The sequence below is a fragment of the Clostridium sp. CM039 genome (assembly GCF_055081075.1).
In genome coordinates this window covers 3321925-3341681 of sequence record NZ_CM143649.1, presented here as the reverse complement: position 1 = coordinate 3341681, position 19757 = coordinate 3321925, and the positions used below count along the sequence as shown (strand labels likewise).

General features: G+C 32.4%; 10 protein-coding genes. All 10 read right to left on the bottom strand.

The window, feature by feature from the left end; genetic code table 11:
- Positions 1-59: 59 nt before the first annotated feature.
- Positions 60-1091, bottom strand: coding sequence for a helix-turn-helix domain-containing protein (locus ACWJJ2_RS15655; protein WP_462953468.1), 1032 nt, complete (start codon positions 1089-1091; stop codon positions 60-62).
- Positions 1092-1730: 639 nt separating this feature from the next.
- The gene (locus tag ACWJJ2_RS15650; protein WP_216302426.1) at positions 1731-2054 is read right to left on the bottom strand and encodes a hypothetical protein; all 324 of its coding nucleotides are present in this window, start codon (positions 2052-2054) and stop codon (positions 1731-1733) included.
- Positions 2055-2472: 418 nt separating this feature from the next.
- Positions 2473-2724: a hypothetical protein gene (locus ACWJJ2_RS15645; protein ID WP_220286322.1), complete on the bottom strand. Its 252-nt coding sequence runs from the start codon at positions 2722-2724 to the stop codon at positions 2473-2475.
- A 150-nt stretch (positions 2725-2874) separates the two neighbouring features.
- Positions 2875-6492, bottom strand: a complete 3618-nt coding sequence (locus tag ACWJJ2_RS15640) for an SbcC/MukB-like Walker B domain-containing protein (protein ID WP_462953467.1) — start codon at positions 6490-6492, stop codon at positions 2875-2877.
- Complete coding sequence (locus ACWJJ2_RS15635) at positions 6473-7732, bottom strand: exonuclease SbcCD subunit D (protein WP_216302420.1); 1260 nt, start codon at positions 7730-7732, stop codon at positions 6473-6475. The genes ACWJJ2_RS15640 and ACWJJ2_RS15635 overlap by 20 nt, the downstream gene beginning before the upstream one ends.
- A gap of 41 nt (positions 7733-7773) precedes the next feature.
- Complete coding sequence (gene addA / locus ACWJJ2_RS15630) at positions 7774-11688, bottom strand: helicase-exonuclease AddAB subunit AddA (RefSeq protein ID WP_462953466.1); 3915 nt, start codon at positions 11686-11688, stop codon at positions 7774-7776.
- Positions 11688-15299 (bottom strand): helicase-exonuclease AddAB subunit AddB, encoded by a 3612-nt coding sequence (addB, locus tag ACWJJ2_RS15625; RefSeq protein WP_462953465.1) that lies wholly within the window; start codon positions 15297-15299, stop codon positions 11688-11690. The genes addA and addB overlap by 1 nt, the downstream gene beginning before the upstream one ends.
- 1008 nt (positions 15300-16307) lie before the next feature.
- Positions 16308-16643, bottom strand: a complete 336-nt coding sequence (locus tag ACWJJ2_RS15620) for a 50S ribosomal protein L7/L12 (RefSeq protein WP_220319792.1) — start codon at positions 16641-16643, stop codon at positions 16308-16310.
- Positions 16644-16862: 219 nt separating this feature from the next.
- Positions 16863-17201 carry a hypothetical protein gene (locus tag ACWJJ2_RS15615; protein WP_220286318.1) on the bottom strand — a complete coding sequence of 113 codons (339 nt, stop codon included), beginning with the start codon at positions 17199-17201 and terminating at the stop codon, positions 16863-16865.
- Between the two features lie 344 nt (positions 17202-17545).
- The gene (locus ACWJJ2_RS15610) at positions 17546-19270 is read right to left on the bottom strand and encodes a phospho-sugar mutase (protein ID WP_462953464.1); all 1725 of its coding nucleotides are present in this window, start codon (positions 19268-19270) and stop codon (positions 17546-17548) included.
- Between the last annotated feature and the right edge of the window lie 487 nt (positions 19271-19757).

The window sequence follows — 19757 nt, the reverse complement described above, 5'->3', positions numbered from 1 at the left end:
TGTTCTTGTCTTTTTTTTACTATTCTGAATGTTTGCAACGATATATAAGAAAATTAGTCTTAGTCCAATAGAAATTTTATCCTAGGATCATTTTTGACAAAATCAAGGGTTTTGTCTTTTTTAAATGCCCCTTTTACTAATCTTTCATATTTTTCTTTGCCCCAACTGTTGGTCACATTAAATTTCATATGCTTATATAGTTTTGACTTCATAGCATCATCCATGCTACTTGCTTCATTTACCATATTTATAATCATTTCTATAGCTTTATCTTTATCCTGTTTTTCTTTTGCATACCATAAATCTAACGAATATTTATGGTATGCTCCTAAATCAAATGCATCAGCGACCTTTTTAGCACGCTCTATGTATTCTTCTGCTTCACTAAATTTCTTTTCTTTATATGACAGATTTATCATTAGAGATAACGCCCCAAAGGTTTCATGAGCATTTTTCCTTAATTCACCCTCATAAATGCCATAAGCTTCATCAATTTTCCCGCTACTTTCATATAATAATGCCTGTTGAATTTTTTTATCCACCTCTACTTCTGGAATTTTATCTAATAATTCTTGAGCTTTTTTATACTCTTTTTTAGCCCTATACATTGCTGATAATTCTAATTTTGCCATAGAAGCTGTCTTTTCTTTACTACTTGTTGCTACAAGTTCAAGCCAAACGATGATTTTCCTTTCATACTTATCTTTTTCCTCAATTTGAGGCCCTAATAAATATATTCTTAATACTACTGATATCCAATATATCAACTCATCACAATTTGGATATTTTTTAATTAAATCACTGGCCTTTCCAAAAGCCTTTTGGAGTCCCTCTTTTGATGCCATTTCACCTACCTCTTTTGTAAGCTTTTTTACTTCTACATCTGTTAATTCCTCATCAAATGCCAATAATGTATTAACATCAATTTTTAAAACACGTGCAAGAGGTGCTAACAGTGCTATATCTGGGCATGATATTCCATTTTCCCACTTATTTACTGCTGGTGTACTTATATTTAAATAATTAGCAACTTGCTCTTGAGTAAGATTTTCCTTTTTTCTATAATTTCTAATAACCTCACTTATTCTCATAAAATTAACTCCTCCATTTTTTTGTACATTTAATTAACTTAGGACTTCGTTAATTAAATGATATCAAATCTATATAATTTAAACAATTGAAGAATTTTCATCTTTTATTCATAAAAATTAACTATTAGTTAATTTAATTTTCCTAATAAAAACATTTAGAATCTTACTTATGATACAGTATTTCCACTTGCAAGCATAGCCTTAACCATTTTATATCAATGGTTAAAGCTAAAAACAACCTCCGTTACTTATGATACGATTCAGCGTTCCTAATCATAATACTTTTTCGCCGTTAAGTCACCATATTTCTTAACTCAACAATACGCGAGTTAGCTAAAGCATTTGGTGCATACAATCCAGCTTCTAAAATAGCTTACTTTCTCCATAATATTGGAGTAATAAACCGAACGGAAATAGTAGCAACGTATTACCCAAAATATTCTTAATCCAAAATCTAAGACGTTTCAAAACTAAATATGTATACAGTTATTTTTGAAACATCCTAATAAATCTACCGAGTATTTACTACTTGGTAGCTTTCTAATATCTTTTATACTTAATAAATCAATAATTTTTCACTCCTGCTTACCTCTTTTTAATTCACCAAAATAATATGTTTACAAAAAACTGGTGCAAATTCTATTTGCACCAGTTTTTTAAGAACGAAATAGCATCTCCAAAATTTAACATTAGAAGTGAAAAAATAAGCATTTGCATTAAAACTTGTATTAAGTTTATATTTTTATTAAAGTGAGTTTTTTTAACTCCATAAGGGTTTTTGTGAATAAAGACATGGAAAGGGGTGTATAAAAAAAATATTACCACCATACCCATAAGATAATTTTTTGTTACATAGGATGAAGCTAGTATTAATACAAATGACATATGCAACCAGATCAAATATCCATAAAAAACCTGTTCTAAACAGAACCAGAAATATTTTACTATTTTACTTTTATCCATATAGTAAAAATCCCTCCTAACCATTAGTTTAACGTATAAATAACACTCTCTTATATTAACATTATATGGTAAATTTTAATATAGTTGTATGTCTCTGCTTGAATTCCAAATATTTCTTAACTATATGTTTAGGCATTAGTTAAGCTCCTGGTGGTCCAGGAGCTTTTATTTCTTGTTCCTTATAGGAGTAGTGCCAACTAAGCTGTCATGAAGTGCAAAACAGTTAAATTTTATTTAATGGCTATGTTAGACAATAATGATGATAATACATCTAAAATTGGCTTGTCCATTTAATACAAGCCAATAAACTTTTCCCTAATCATTATGAAATATAATATTTTATGATAGCTAAAATATTGTAAAAATACGATTAATGGATTATTTAAGGAGAACACGTATAGGCTACTAAAAATTATACTTATACATTCCTAAAAAATTTTGTAAATACAGAAACAAAGATTATAATTAATCCACTTAAGAATAAAAAAGTTGCTTCTCCTTTTTTATTCTTAATATATGAGGAATACCCATCTAATATACTCATGATACCTAATAATAGAAATACAATTGACATTGCAATTCCACTATTAATGATATTAAATATGCATAAAACTGATAATATAAGAGCAATTAATGAAATTAATGTCTTACTACCTTTTAATTTTTTCAACTTATTACCTCCCAATAAAATAATATTCTAAACTAAAAACAATTGTTTACTAAAAAATACTTTGTTTATATACTAATTATATTAGAATTTCTTAATCAAATGTCACATTTAAGCTCTTATTTCAATTCATATAGGAGAAATTTCATACTCTTACGTATACTCTAGCTTTACCTTGCTTCCTCCCTGTCCCTGCTCTGACGGCGTAACTATTAGTTTTACAGGCACTCTACTGCGAAGCTCCTCCACATGACTTATTATTCCCACAGATAATGTACTTGAATGAAGTTTTTCAAGTGAGTTCATTACTACTTCTAGAAGATTCGTGTCTAGTGTACCAAATCCTTCATCTAAGAAGAAGAACTCTAGTGGAGCACTCCCTTTTAACTGAATTTGTGAAGACAGCGCAAGCGCAAGACATAGTGAAGTTAAGAAGGTTTCTCCACCGGACAATGTATTGGTTTCACGTCTTGTTCCTCCATTAAAATCATCTCTCATTACAAAGGCTCCATCAGAATCAAGCTCCAATGCATAACGTCCTCTTGTTATGTCTTTTAATCGTTTTGAGGCTTCCATAGATATGTATTTTAGCTGCTTCATAGCTACATATTCCACAAATTTATTCCCTTGAATTAATGTATCAATTTCTCTTAAAAGACTAAGCTTGTGTTCTATAGCGCTTCTCTTTATTATAAGGTTTTTAACTTCTAGTAGCTTTCTTTCCATTTCCTCAAGGGCCCTATATTGAGCTCCTATTGCTTTGGTTTTTTCTTCTAAAATCTTCCCAAGTACTTCTCTTTTTTCTTTTACCTCTTCAAAGAGTGTAGCGTCTATTTCTTTTCCATTAAGTAAATTTTCTACTCTTTGTAAATTATCTATTATGCTACGTTTAGATTCTTCATACTGTTTTATTTCTTTTTCAATTAGTAACAAGTCTCCTCTTGAAATTAAATAAAGACAAGCTATTTCAGCATTTTCAAAGGAATTTTCTTTAAGAGCTATGTCTAATTTTTTTTCTCCATCTTCTAGCATCTTTAAAAGCATTTCGCTTTTGTTTTCTTCACTGGTTTTTTGAGTGTCTAATCTTTGCTTTTCTATATTTTCTTTTTCTAAAATATCTTTTAAACTAGCCTCAATTGATGTTATATCCTTTATTTCATTTTTCACCTTTTCTATTTCAATTTTAGGTGTACGATCCATCTCTTGTGTAAATCCACAGAGTTCAACTATTTGGATAGTCAAACGGTCTATTTCTGCCTTCTTTTCCTTACCGCTGGTTTCTATTTCCGTTTTTGAAGTGGTAAGATCCCTTAAGCACTTGTCTACGTCAGATGCTTCCTTTTCTAATGTTACTAGCTCTACTCGAAGCTTCCTTGCCATGGCAGTTAGTTTTATTACCTCATTGTCTATATCTTTAAGTTGCTGAATTTTTTCCTTTATGGATACTGATGTTATACTACCACTTTGATTTTGCTTAAATGAACTCTCCTGATTAAGCAAATCTACTTTTAAAAGCTCATGCTTTTCGCGCAGCAGCTTTAATCTGCCTTCTGCAATAGACAACTCTTCATCTATTACTATTAGCGCTTCGTTTTCTTTTCTTAAACCTTCTCCAAGTTTTACTTCTTCCATATCTACTTTGCTTTTTTCATCACGTAGCTTATTTAGCTCTAAGTCTATCTCAGTTTTTTGCTTGTTGTAGACTTCTAAGTTTTCCTTAAATTGAATTAATGAGGATTCTCTTGCATCTTTCTCGCGGCGAAGCTCCTCAATGTTTATGTCGTGAAGCTTAACATTAACTATTTCTAATTGGCTATTTATATACTCCTCATCACTTATTAACCTCACAAGTTTTATTTGCTCTTTTTGATAATCTTTAGATAAATTTTCTAAGTTTAACTCTCCACTTTGCTTTAAACTTTTCTTACCTTCTAAACCAGTATTCACTATTAGATCTGCTACTTTTGGATGATGCTCCGACCCACACACTGGGCATAGTCTTGGCTTACCAAGTTCGTCTCCCTCTTTTAAACTAGAGGCTAAAACTGCTGCCATGTTAGCTTGTTCTATTTCCTTTATCTCACCTTCTATAATTTTAAGCTGAGCTTTCACACTTTCTATAGATTCTTCTGCATTTTTTAGATTTAACCTACCTTTTTCGGTTTCAATGTTAATATTTCTATATTTCCCTTGTAGTTCACCCTTTATTTTATGGTTTTCTACAGCTTTCTCTAGGGTATCCCGTAGCGAACTATAGGCCTCCTGTTTTTCTAGCAACAAAAGATTATCTCCCGGGAAATTATTTGCTATTTTCTTACTTTTTTCTTCTAAAAGAACTAGTTTATTTTGTTTGCTTTCCTTAAGTATAATAGCTTCTCTATGCATTAACTTTGTGGTATGTGCACCCTTCTTTAAATCTTCCCCTTTTTTCTTAAGCTCTTGTACATTTTTCGTTGCGGCCGAAACTTCTAGTTCACTGTTATAGGCATTATACAATTTTTCTCTATATTCTGGTGGTATTTCTATTCCACTTAGTTTTTCTTCAGTAACGCCCAATTGATTTTCTATTTTCGACTTATTGGTAACAATAATTGCACTTTTTAGATTTTTCTCACTTATATTGCTTCTAATCTCTTTATGCTGTTTTAAAAGGATATCTTTTTCCCCCGCTAGATAGCTTATTTTCTCTTCAATATTCGTAGCTTGTTTAAGACTTACTTCCTTTTCAATTAAAATAGGAAGTTTATTGTTTTTATCAGTCCACGCTTTATCATAAGAAGTTTTTGTAATATTCAGCTTTTGACATACAACTAAAAAAGCACTGCTTAGTTTTTGAAGTGTATCCTTGTTTATCGCTAATCTTTTTTTAGTTTGATATACATTGTCAATATAGGGTTTTACATTTAATGCTGAACTTCCCCTCGTAAATTTTTCTTTTTTATTTTTTATTTCTGGTGCTTGTTTATTTAAGTCAGCTTCTTTTTTTACATACTGGCTTTTTTCTTGTTGTAGCTCCCAGATAGTTTTATATTCCTCGTACTCTTTATCCACAGTTTTTTTATCAGCCTTAATTTGTTTTTCTTCCTGCTTTAAACCATCTAGTACGGATTTTATTTCATTATGGCCTTCTTCACCTACATCTTCATATCCCTTCATTTCCCCCTGAATCATAGTTTGAGTCTTTAGGTTTTCATTTCTAACTGATCTTATTTTTTCATAAAGCTTGGTACCGTATTTTTCTAAGGCAAATATTCGCTCTAGCATATTTCTTCTTTCTTTTCCTGTAAGCTTTAAAAATTCATTGAATTTACCTTGAGGTAACACGACTGACCTTGTAAAATCCTCAACTTTCAGTCCTATTATTTCTATGATTTTCGTGTCGATGTCCTTTGGTCCTTCTGCTAGTACCTTGTTTTCATCAGCATTTTCCTTATTTATTTCTATAAGCCTTGCATAAGCAGTTTTGAAGTTTCCAGTTTTTAATCTCTTTATGCTTCTTTCTGCTCTATATAGTTTTCGGGTTTCCCCTAGTCCTATTTCAAAATCGAAGCTTATTTCTACTACATTTGTTTCTGTGTTTACAAACTCTTTGGTGTCTCTGGATACTTTTCCATAAAGAGCTATGGTTATCCCATCTAAAATTGTGGATTTACCACTAGCTGTTGGACCGAAGATACCGAAAAGTCCTTTTTCCGTAAGTTTTGAAAATTCAATAGTTTGTTGCTGTACAAACGAATTTAGCCCCTTTATTTTAAGATTTACTGGTTTCATCTTTGGGTTCCTCCTCTTCATCTAATGCTATGTTTAAAAATAATTCCATAATTTCATCCGATGGCTCTAGCCCACCTTTTGCCTTTGTAAAATATTCTCTAAACATTTCCTCCATGGATTTTTCCCTTAGGCTTTCCTCTAAATCTGCTTCGCGTTCTATCCCCTCAAGTATTGGCTCTATGGAAACTATATCAGGTCTAAGTCTTTTCATTTCTTTTATGTTTTCGGTGCTTATTATTTCTTTTGTCTTTATTTCAAGGTATACCCAGATGTTTCTTTCGCCCTCACTTTTGCATTTTTCTATCGCTTCCTCGGTGCTGTTACATTTCCATACTTCTATAGGCTTGTAGTTTCTAAACATTATTTGTGAGACTTCCGCTTCGCCCCCAGCTTTAACATCTACGAGGTACGCTCCCTTGCTATAGTTTATTTCGCTTTTGCTATATTGAATTGGGGATCCGCAGTATCTTATCATCCCCTTAGTTCCTGGCACTTTCTGTGGTCTATGAAGATGACCCAAGGCTGAGTACTGAGCTTTCTTTGGGAATTTAGATGGTGAAACTGAAAGACTTCCCCCTAGTTGTATACTTCTCTCTGACCCACTTTCCTCTCCACCCATAACATAGAGGTGTGACACTGCTAGGTTTACAGTATCTTCCCTATATTTATCAGATATATTTTCAAACAGTTCTCCTATTCTGTCAGAATAGCTTTTTTGCCTCTCTTCATCATTAATCTCTATTGAAAGTACTTCATTTAACCTTTTTTCACTTGGATAAGGTAGTGTTATAATAACTGCTTTTTCCCCTCTTATACTAAGCTCTAAGTACCCCTCGCCGCTTTCTATTATTTCAAAATCACACTTTCCGTCATTGTTAAATTCTCCAAATACGCCTTGCCTTGCTATACTCTTTGGTTCCCCTAAAAGTACCACCCCATGACCGTATGCAAGAGGGCTCGGTGCAACTAATCTTTCTGGATTATCATGGTTACCTGCCACAACTAACACTGCAGTTTTCCCGCTACTTGTTATATCCTTAAGTGTGCTATAAAACATTTTTTCAGCTCTTGCTGGTGGATTTCCATTGTCATAGATATCTCCAGCTATAAGTACTAAATCTATATTGTTTTTTTCAACTATTTCTATAAATTCTTCTAGAAATTCTTCCTGTTCCTCTAGTCTACTGTATTGCTCTAAAGTCTTCCCCAGATGCCAATCGGAGGTATGAAGTATCCTCATTTGTATCTCCCCTTTTTTAGGTTTTTCAGTTTCGCAGAAGATTATTTAACTTCTACGGCTTCATCGTTACTGAATAAATATAGGTAACTTTCTTTAACTTTTTTCCCAAGTGTTGCTTCAATTGCCTTTGCATAATAATCTAGCTGAGATTTATATTTCTCTATTAAGAGATTTACATCTCCATTTTTTAAGGAGTCTGTTTTATAATCCACTAAAACTATCTCTCCATTTTCCTCAAAATAGCAGTCTATTATTCCTTGAAGCATTATTTTTTCCTCTCCATATATTTCGATTGGGAGGTTTTTATCTATATCTGTTGACTTAATTTCCATATGGAACGGTATTTCTCTTTTTAAAGCTTTTTGATTATAAGCTTTTATCATTCTTTGTCCAAGATCTGTTTTAAATAACTTTAATAATTTATTGACCCGGACGGATTTGCCCTCTTCTTTTGAGATTAGCAATTTTTCAACGTAAGTCTCAATTTGTAATCCTATTTCACTTGTGGTTGCCACTTTAGTTAAATCTAATCTTTGCACCACTGCATGCATAGCGGTTCCTTTTTCTGCGGGGGTTAATCCCTTCGCCTCTTCTAGGAATTTGGGCTTATTTATAAGTTTTGGCTGGTACATATTGTTTGAATCGCCTTCAGTAATTTCTGCATTAAATTTTCTTTTAATCTCTGTTACTGTAAGTACTGTAGGCATTTTTGTGGACATTTCGTACTTATAAATAAATCCTAGCCTTTTTTCTATTTCAAAGATGAACTTCTCATCTGTAGGTTCTTCCTGAAGTGCTGTTAGCTTTTCCTGTGAGCTAACAGTAATTTCTTCTTCATAATTGTCGTTTTTCTTTATGTTTTCTCTATTCCAGAACCTTACCGTAAAGCTTGCAGGATGACTTAATAAATTCGTTGTACTATCATCTATTTCTATTAGTTCACGCAATGGTTTTCCGTCTGCATGCCTTATTATCGCCGGCACTATCCAATCTAAATAGCTTTTACCTTTTAAAATTTCATATTCTCCTAGCTTTTCACTATTCTCTTCTAAACTAGAACTCATTCTAGTTAAATTTCTCTCTGTATTTCTCATTGACCCAGTTATTATTAGCTTTTCCTTCGCTCTTGTTAAAGCTACATATAGTACCCTCATTTCCTCTGCAAGACTTTCTATCTTTATTGTCTTTTTAAGCGCTTGTTTTAGAACTGTAGGATAAGAAATTCTTCTAATTGGATCAACAAAATCTGGGCCATAGCCTAATTCATGATGAAATAATATACTCTTATTTATATCCATTAAGTTAAAGTTTTTTCCCATGCCACTTAGAAATACTACAGGAAATTCTAGCCCTTTACTTTTATGTATACTCATTATCCTAACTACGTTTTCATTTTCCCCTAAGGTTTTAGCACTGCCCATGTCTCCACTACTTATTTTTAACTTGTTTATGAAATTTATAAAATTAAACAGTCCCTTGTAACTAGTTTCTTCATATTGCCTTGCCCTTTGGAAAAGCACTCTTAAATTAGCTTGTCTTTGGGTCCCTCCTGGCATGGCTCCTATATAACCGTAATAACCAGTGCTAGTATATAAGTGCCATATGAATTCATCAATGGGCATATACGTGCAAATTTCTCTAAAGTGGTTTAATTTTTCAAGGAATTTACCGAGTTTTTCTGATTTTTTAGTGCCTTCTAAGTTTACCATTGCTTCATAAAAACTTACTTCCCTTTGACCTACTCTTATATCTACCAGTTCCTCTGAGGTAAACCCTCCTATTGGAGAACGGAGAACTGCTAGCATAGGAATATCCTGTCTTGGGTTATCTATAATTTGAAGTAAACTCATGATTATTTGAATTTCTATGGTACTAAAATAGCCTGTGCCTGTATCTGCATACACCGGTATGTCTTCTAACTTCAATTGTTCTAAAAATGAGGGTGCCCAATTTGAGGTGGCCCGAAGTAATATTACAATATCCTTATATTCAACGTATCTATAACCTTTTATTTTTTTGTCATAAATTTTAAAAGCTTTTTCATCTTTATGTAGCATTAATTCTTTTATTCTTTTTGCAACAATTCTAGCTTCTAATTCAATATTTGTAGGGGTTTCATCCTCATTTGTTTTGCCATGTCCCTCACCTTCAGTTCCATTAGTTGTTAACCGTCCCTCATCTTCGACCTCTTCACCTTCGTTTTCTTCTCCTGCATCTTTAACTTCCTTTTCAATAAGATGTAGCTCCACTGCTCCGCCTATTACTCCAGGACCTTCAAGTTCATCAAAGTGAGCTCCTAAATTCAACGCTTCCTCATCTGTATAGTCAAGATCTCCAATGTTTTTGCACATTATTTGTTTGAAGATATAATTTACTGCATTTATAACCGGTCCACGACTTCTAAAATTTTTGTATAGAGTTATTTTTCTGGTTTTTTCGCCGTCAATTTTTGAATAACTATTATACTTTGCTAAGAAGAGCTCTGGCCTTGCCTGCCTAAATTTATATATACTCTGTTTTACGTCTCCTACCATGAATACATTTGGGAAACCTATTTTTTCTCTTGAAATTATATTTAATAGAGTTTCTTGCACCATATTACTGTCTTGATATTCATCTATCAGAATTTCTTCATATTTATTTCTTAGCCCAACTGCCACTGCGGAAGGTTCTGGTTTTCCCTGAGCGTCTATTACTATTTCCCCCTCTTCATTTTTTTCCATCAGAATGTCAAGGCAGTAGTGCTCAAAATCATTGAAATCTATAATTGAACGTTCCTTTTTCTTTTCTCTATATTTTTCCTGTAAATCTATAACAAGCTGAGATAGTTCACGCATTTGTGGATACAATGTTTTTATATCTCTTAAAGCCGTTTCTGAATTTGCATTCATTATTTGCTGCCCCAGTTCCCCTAATTGTTTCTTAACCTTATTTCTTATCTCTTGTACTACCTTTTGTTTTTCCTTATCTTTGCAGGCTTTTATCGTGGTTAGTTTTGGGAAGGTTAAACTTTCAAACGCTTCTGCTAAGCTTTCAAAACAATTGCTTTCAGCGCTTATTAAATCTGCAATTAACTCTAAATCTGATTTGAACACTTCGTAATATAATGCTATAGCTTCATTGTTTTCTATGATTTTCAATGCTTTAATCATTACTTTTTCAATGCCTAGTAGCTCTATTTTAACATCTTCCATTAAAACCTTTGCCCAAGGGGTATTACTAAAACTATACCCATCTTTTATGTTAAAATCCTCTGCAGAACCCCGTAGCCATTTTGTTGGATTTGTAGAACTCATGGCAAAATTATAAAGGCTTAACACTATAGACTTAAGGCCTAAATCTTCTTTATTATTACTATAGGCTTCAACAAGTTTTAAGAAACTAGAATCCTCGATTAGATTTATAGAGCTAGTATCCTTTTCTACAAATAAATCGCTATCTTCATCTTCGGTTTCATTTTCATCATTCATTTCTACATATCTATCCTCAAATAGTTCCTCTAGAGCTTCTTGTTTTAAAAGAACTGCTTCTGTTGCATCTGCTATTCTAAAATTAGGGTCTAAATCTACTATATGAAAATTGCTTCTAATAACCTCAAGGCAGAAGGAGTGAATAGTTGTAATGCTGGATTTATTTAATAAGGTTAACTGTCTTTGCAGTAGTTTACTTTGTGGATTTTTATAAAGTTCCTTTGAAATAGCCGCAGCTATTCTCTCCCTCATTTCGGATGCCGCCGCGTTCGTAAATGTAACCACTAATAACTTATCTATATCAGTAGGCCGATCTTCATCTGTTACTATCTTTATTATTCTCTCAACTAGTACTGCTGTTTTACCTGAGCCTGCCGCTGCAGCTACTAGAACGTTGCAATCGCGAGTATAGATAGCCTTTTTCTGATCCTCGGTCCATGAAACCTCTGTTTTTACATGTTTAATTTCATTCTCACTCTTTAACATTACTCCTCATCCACTCCGATCTCTTGAGTCTTTACACTATTTTGCTTAATTTCGACTGACGATAAGAGTTCCCATATTTCCTTGTCTCTCTTATCTTTTATTATCTTATAGGTATTTTCCTTTAATGTAGGATCAAATTGGCAAATAGCCGTGTATTCACAATAAGCACAAGGTGTAGCATCTTTTTTCTTATATGGCTTTATGTCTATTTCTCCACTTAACATTTGTTCACAGGTGCTTATTAGGTTTTCCTTTACATGGCGGAGTAACATTTCAAACTGCTCCTTAGTTGCAACTGATGATCTTGAGCCTAACTTCCCATCCTTTTTTATAGATGCTGGGACAACTAGAGATGCGCCTTCAATATTTCTATCCATTTCCCTAATTATCTTAGTATCTGCTAGTAGTAACCCCTTCATTTTTAAAGCCTTCATTATTGCTTTTTCCAGTTCTTCTTCATCTAAATTATTTTTAGCTTTTATTACTGGGTCATCTATTTTAAAGTACAAAATACCTGCTGGGAAAATCGGCTCCTCTGAAATTTCGTTTTCTTTAGAAATTGCTCTTTCACTTTTAAGCATGGCGTCTAAATACGTCAATAGCTGTATTTGAAGTCCGTAATATACATCGGATAGTTTAAAATCCTTATTTCCAGATTTATAATCTATTATCCTGTAAAATTCTTCTCCTTCATTAATTAACTTATCTACTCTATCTATTCTACCAACTAGATTTACTACTTCCCCTGTGGATAGTTCTACTTTTATTGGTGGATAATCTCCATCTTCAAATCCAAAGGATACTTCATAGCCAAAGGGTTCAAATCCACTGTTTTTCATTTGCTCAACTATCACCATAATAGTTCGTTTTAAAACTCTTTTTAACCGCTCTGTAAAGTACTTGTACCTTGGGGTACTGTTCAATATATAGCCACTTATGCCTTCCTCTGCTTCTTTTTCTACAATACTTGCTATATTTTTTTCACACCATTCACGCTGAAGGTCCGCCCATTTTATTTCATTTTTATCCACAAGCTTTGAAAAATCATCAAGTACACTGTGCATAAAGCTACCTAAGTCTGGAGATGAAAATGTAAAAGTTTTTCGCTCCTTAGCTTTTAGGCCATATTGCACAAAATATGCAAAGGGACATTCTTCATATTTTTCTATTCTAGATACGCTAAAATAATTTTTGTCTCCATAAAGTAGTTTTACTTTTTCTTTCTCAAGCATTTTCATTTCATTTTTGTAGTCAAATCCCTGAAACATGGTGTTGCTTTTTTCTCGCCATAAAGGGTCCTTTTGGTACCACTTATAAATCTCAATCCAAAGTGGCGATATAACTCCCTCCTCTAAATATTTTCTTAGATAAAATATCAGCTCGTTAAATGTTGGAACTTTAGCACACAGCTGCTGCAGCATATCATTCGTTTCTTGTAGCCTTTCACTAAACTGAGTTATATTGCTCTCTTCTATTAGACCTTTGAACAAGGCGTTAAACCTAGATATTATAATAGAAGGTCTTAACGTTTTGCCTTCATAATCTGCAATAGGATAACTTATATTTAAATATTTACTTGGGATGGTTATTGTAGCATAGATTAAATACTGCTCATTAAACACCTCAGTTTTTGTGTCATTTGCAAGTTCTAATGCATTTTCTTTTAAAATCATTCTATCATTGTCCGTTAATATTCCATCTTCCTTGTTTGCCATTGGGAATACTCCATCATTTACCCCTATAATGTACAGTGCACTTATATCATGACTTTTTATGCGCTCCACGCTGCTAATAGTTACTCCATCTAGTGCAGGTGGAATAATTCCCATTTGATGTTTACTAAATCCCATGGATAGTACTTTTACAAAGTCCTCAAGGGATAGGGTTTCATTGCCAAGGACTTCCACCATCTGATCTAATAGTTCCATAACTAAGTTCCATATTTTACTATACTCGGTAACGAGCTCTTGCGCACCTTCCCTTTTGAAATTTTCTATCCACTCCTCTATTGTTTTATATATATTTATAGTTTCTAGAAATTCAAATAAAGTTGTGCATATTTTTTTTGTGGTACATCCGCCTTTTAATTTTTCTTTGAATTGTAGTAGTGGATTTATGACTTTCTCTCTAGTATCATTTAAAATTTTAATAGTGGCTTCTATTCTTTCAGCTTTGTCCTCAGGAGAACCTGCAACTTTTTCTACAGGTTTCTCTGCACTTTGTGATGCAGCTTCGTCTATGCCAGCTTTATCATTATAGTAGTCTCTAAAATAGTATTCTATTTTCTCCTGCCATAGATCAGGTTCTGTCCATTTTCTTTTGCCCTTTATGCCCGCTGCTATTACGAAGTTTTCTAGTATGTCTATATGCTGCTTTTCTATATCTAAAAGCCCTGTTTTAAGATACCTAAACATTGCCTCATAGCTAAAGTTCTTAGTGAAAATCTCAACGACTCCGGTTATTAGCACAATTAAGGGGTTACTTGTTATATCCTTTTTCTTATCTATAAATAATGGAATATTATATTCTGTAAATATGGCTTTAATTAACTTTTCATAGGAAGGTAAGTCTCTTGTTACTACTGCTATTTTATTAAATCTTATATTCTCATCCCGGCATAGTCTTAAGATATCCTTTGCCACGTGTTCCACTTCGCAGTATCCATTAAGAGCTTTAAATACCTTTATGTTTTCACATTTCTCAGTACTTGGTGTATATGGGAATGCAAAATAATTTTTTTCAAGAAAAGATAGTTCATTATTGTTTTTAAATTTATATTCTTTATTACCTTCCAGCTCTATAGGTGCTTCGATACTTGTCCCACTATCCTCTGCTAAACTTAAAAGCTTATTTTCTGTAAACTTAATGGAATAAAATGCATCAGATTCCTCCATACATTTTGAATGCTCTGAGCTTTTTAATGGAAGCGTTATATTTATCCTCCTAGCTTTTTTATATAGCTTTTCGAGTATTCCATACTGTTGTGGTGTAAATCCTGTAAACTCATCGATCCAAAACTCAGAACCATCAAAAATATTGCATTCATCAAGGGCACTATTTAAGCGTGTTAAATCGTCATCTGGATCCACGTAGTTTTTATTTAAAATATTATCAAATTCTCCGTATATAAGAGATAAATCCATTATTTTATCCACTAGCAAGGTGTTTTCCCCTAAATTGCCTAATGTCTTATTTAAATCTTCAACAGAAACATTATATTTTTTAAACTCTGTAATTGCAGAAGCTACATTATCTACAAAGCCTTTTTGTCTAGCCGCTCCTTTAAATACCTTGAGTTCATCTTTCTTTTTTTGAAGTATGCTATGAATAAGCATTGCCTTTCCTGAAGTATCCATAGGTTTACGGGTTATGCCTCCAACCTCGCTAAACACTTTGTACGCTAATCTATTAAAACTAAGTACTTGGACGTTCTTTATTCCTGTAGATCCAACTACTTTTATAAGATTTTTTTCAGCTTGAAAGGAAAATTGTTCTGGTACCAAAAGTACTAAGGGTTTTTCGCTTTCTTTGGTACTTCGTTTTTCTATGTCCTCTAAGCAGAACGTACTCTTCCCTTTTCCAGCTCCTCCGTATATAAATCTTAAACTCACAAAAACACGTCCTTTCTTTTAATTTATTATATATAATTTCCCCACATAGTTCGTTTTGTATTTATTATATTATACCATGCGGGACATATTAGACTTGAATGTTTAAAGATATTTCAGAAGCAAAGTCTCCCATTTCTATAAGTTTGAGTACCTACTATAAGTAGGAGTTACTTGCCCTAACAAATAGAAAACTTCAGTGGTAGTATACCACTACTTCTGAAGTCGTCAATTTATCTTCTGCGAATCTGTTGAAGCGACCCAGGAGATGATTTAACCACATAATAACTTAAAATATTTGTATATTAGGCAAAATAAAATTAACTGACGAAAAAGATTGAAATATATAATTATTATACATATTATTCATATAGATGCATTTATTTCGTCATACTTTTACATTCTTATATAAATGCAACCCTTTAACGCAATTTTCAGTATATTTTCATTACATGTATGTTTAAATATGTTTAAATATATTTAAATACAAGAAAAAAGGGTCTAAAGATGAAATCTATAAAACATCAACTAATTATCATTGCTATATTAATTTTAGGAATACCATTTTTTATATCAAATTTAATTTCTGATTATTACGTGTCGAATCAATAAAAAAAAGATGGGCGATTTAAAACTTGAAGAATTGAAAAATATAGTTAAAAAATATAGTGCTAAAAATAGTTATGCTTATGTAATAGACTGAGAGAGGTTTTAAGTAGTTGCTGAGGAAGTAAGAAGACTTGCAGAACAATCCGTGAAACTGTAAATAACATTCAATATGGCGCGGATGGAGAATTTGTAAGCTCCATGTCAGATGAAATTGCACAAGCATCACAAAATCAAGCACAGCTTGCACAAAAACTTAATGAGTTGGTTCAAAAATTTAAAATTTAAAGTTTAGGGTCACTTGGCACACTTAGAATTAACATATACTAAAATTGGCTTGTCTATTTATTACAATCCAATAATTTCCCACTAATAATTATGAAACATAATAGACGTGTAAATTACCTATTTTAATTCCTTTTCACTTAGAGCATCAATATAATCTTTGCCTTCTTTGAGCCCTATTCCAGTAGCCATTCTATATTTTTTAATTGCTTTGATATTTTTGCCTTCTAAAATAAGGCTTTTTAATTCAGCCATTGTTTCATCTGACACACGCATTTCACCCGGCAGTCCTATTTCACTCGGAATACCAACTTTATCCGCAATCATATTTAAAGTTCTCTTCATTTGCGCAATGTCAACTCGCATCATACTAATAGTATTTGATGTACTTGATATATTTAACACTACTCCCACTACTCCCGCTACTATAAGTACCAAAATAAATGTATCACTCATAATTTCACTCCTTTCAACTTTTTCATAATATTACATTTATGCATAATAAACTATGGTTTATTTGCCTACTAATCATAATGCAAATTATAAGCAATCGTAACCTGGTAATATTTAAAAATTAGATATCTTTAAATTTAAAAACCACTAAAATTGGTTTGTCTATTTCCGACAAGCCAATAAATTTTCCCACAATAATTATGAAACAATATAAAATATTGTTTATTTTATCTTCTTAAGTTTCAGATTTAATATAATCTGATTCATAATTGATAAAATACCAATTACAATACAACTAATATTATTATTTTTAAAAGTGTTAGGGAATGCTGCAAATAAAAACACCCAAATTATAAGCATTACTCCTAATGCTATGTCACTTGTTCCAATTATTTTAACTGCACTTGTATAATTTTTATTTAATTTCTCCTGAAATTGAGGACTAAAAAACACCTTGAATTTCAAACTATATTCATTAATTTTTTTAAAAACATTATAGTTTAAGCTAAAACCTAGCCCAACAAAAATTAATGATATTATAATCACTACTAAATTAATCATCTCCTGCGGAGCTGCATATTAACGACTTCAGAAGGGTATTTACACTCCCACTGGAGTTTTATTTTTGCTAGAGTGATTAACTCTCACTTATAAAAATTGGAGACTTTCCTTCTGAAATGTCATTAAATATCCTCATACTGAAATTCCCCTTCTCAATTTATTAATTGTTGCATCTATACAACTATTGATATTCCATTTTAAATTTATCATGAGCCTTTATGGTACAAGTATAACTGTAAATTCATTAGGGATAAATCTAGTTGTATTTAGGAATCCATGCAGTGCAGCCGAATGCATTCAGCGCAATGCATGGATCCCTTTAATATATTATATGTTTCTTATGTTTATTTTGTACTTTGAAGTTTTTCCATAATTATATCTTTCATTTCTACCAATTTTTCTTCTGCAGCTTTTAAAGTTTCTCCCTTTGAGTACATGTATATTTTAATTTTTGGTTCTGTACCTGAAGGTCTTACAGCATACCAGCTCTCATCATCAAAGTAGAATTTAAGTACATTAGATACTGGAATTCCACTAGATTCTTCTGTACCATTAATTACGTCATAAGCTTTTTCTATATCGTAATCTATATATTTAGTAAGCTTCGCAGTGCCTATTGTCTTTGGATTATCTTTTCTGTATTCTTCCATCATTCTAGAAATTCTTTCTTGTCCTTCTATGCCTTCTAGAACTAGAGATATTAGGTTTTCTCTATAATATCCAAATTCCTCGTATATCTCATTTAATATATCTATTAGAGTTTTCCCTTGTGATTTATAGTAGGCTGCAGCTTCACATAAAAGCATGGAAGATATCACTGCATCTTTGTCACGAACGAAAGTCCCAGCAACATACCCAATGCTTTCTTCGTATCCAAATATAAATTCATGGCTATCATCTTTCTTAAAATCATTGATTTTACCACAAATATTTTTGAATCCTGTAAGTACTTCGAAGGTTTCCACGCCATATTTCTTAGCTATTTGCCTGCCTAAATCCCCTGTTACTAGCGATTTTACTATGGCCGCATTGCTAGGAAGCGTGCCTTTTTCTTTCATCCCTTCTATAACATATTTTATTAATATAGCCCCTGTTTGATTACCATTGAAAGCAACATATTCTCCATTTTTATCTCTGACCATTATAGCAAGTCTATCGCAATCCGGATCTGTAGCTATTAATAACTCTGCCCCTTCTTTTTTACCAAGTTCCTGGGCATATTTGAAGGCTTTTACATCCTCTGGGTTTGGGTATCCAACGGTTGTAAAGTCTGGATCTGGGTTTTCTTGCTCTGGCACTACTATTATATTAGTAAAACCTCTTTCCTTTAGTACTCTTCGTACAGGCATATTCCCAGTACCATTTAGAGGTGTATAAACAATTTTTATATCTTTATCTATGTTATCCCTTAAAGCTAGTCCCTTTACTTTCTCCATATACTCATCATCCATTGCTTTCCCGAGCATTACTATTAATCCTTTTTCCTTAGCTTCCTCAAGATCCATGATTTCTATGGTACTAAAATCTGTAATGCTCTGAATTTTTTCTGTTATACCATTTGCAGTAGATGATAAGATCTGGGCACCATCTTCCCAATATACCTTGTATCCGTTATATTCTTTAGGATTATGGCTAGCAGTCACAACAATTCCTGCAGCGGTACCTAACGTTCTTACTGCATAAGATAGTTCTGGAGTAGGCCTTAATTCCTCAAATAAATAAGCCTTTATTCCATTTGCTGCTAAAACTTGTGATGCTGTAGCTGCAAATTCAAGTGAAAAATGTCTGCAATCATAAGCTATTGCTACACCTCTATCCATATATGCTTGTCCATAACCTTTAATATAATCCGCAAGCCCTTGCGTTGCTCTTGAAATTATGTATAAATTCATTCTATTAAGTCCCGCACCTAACTTCCCTCTTAGCCCTGCAGTTCCAAACTCTAAATCCATGTAAAATCTATCTTCAATTTCATTATTGTCTTTTGATATTGACCTTAATTCTTCTCGAGTCTTTTCATCAAAATATTTATTATTTAACCATTCTTCATATTTTTTTATATAAGTCATTTTAACTCCCGCCTTCCAAATAATTACCATTTGATAACATTATACATTACTTCCCATACATTTTAAACACCTAATAATAATTTTTAGGATAAATTTTACATATAGTATAAATATCTGTAACAACTTATCCTTTTGCACATATAATATATTAGGATACCTTAATGGCACTTCAGAATGAATTCCTCCTTGGATCCAATTGTGCTTATTATTATTTCAACAATAGTTAATAACCATTAATTAATTATTTATCCTTCTGAAGTCATTAACGGTACCCTTTTAGTGATTTATCAATATAATCTTTACTTTAAAATGAAAGGGAGTAGTTCGTAAGGCTTTGCCTTATACATCAAATCGACATACTGGCTTACGCCCGGTTTGGTGCAAGATTTACTTGGAACAAGACTTTTGTTTTAGCAAATTCGCAAGATTTGTTAAAACAAAAGTCTTTATTTTTTTCATATATATTTGTGAGGGACAGTTTAATGTT